We start from the raw sequence: 503 nt of genomic DNA, 5'->3' as shown, positions 1-503 counted from the left end.
AGTGGGTAAAAACCGAGTTTATGACCCCCGCCTTACCGCTGGCCCTGGCCGAGTGGGAAGCCTTGCGCGGTTATATGGAGTATGACATCAACTCCCTGGATGAGATTCAAAGCCCGCTTGCCATTCGCGAAGCAGGCGACCCGCCCTGGGAAGGCGCTCATACCATCCGCAACGCCCACCGTCGGCTTCATCAACGGCGCCGCAATGGCGAGGTAGGCTGGTGCTACACCCTGGGCTGGTACCTCTATCATCTGCTCACCTTCTGGACCCTGCCGGGTTATTTGGCCGAGCTGGAAACATGGCTACTCAGGCGTTCTGGTACTAAGTCGCTGTCACCGGAGATGGTGGAGTGGTCGAAGCCCCTGCCCAAGGCGCAGTGGGCCAAGCCCAGCGAGGAACTGTTGCGGCTCTCCGCCGAGGTGCGGCGGGTGCGCGAGGAAAACCCACAACGCCCCATCGAGGATATCTTCGCCGAGGCCTATCGGCGCCAGGGAGTCGAAGCC

At 61.8% G+C, this 503-nt stretch carries 1 protein-coding gene; it reads left to right on the top strand.

Going from position 1 to position 503, the window contains the following annotated elements; genetic code table 11:
* Positions 1-503: hypothetical protein (locus HP566_RS08455; RefSeq protein WP_249976821.1), on the top strand; the 503-nt coding region annotated here is incomplete at both ends.

This window comes from Vreelandella olivaria, from assembly GCF_023507745.1.
GTDB lineage: Bacteria > Pseudomonadota > Gammaproteobacteria > Pseudomonadales > Halomonadaceae > Vreelandella > Vreelandella olivaria_A.
This window is presented reverse-complemented; position numbering and strand designations above follow the sequence as displayed.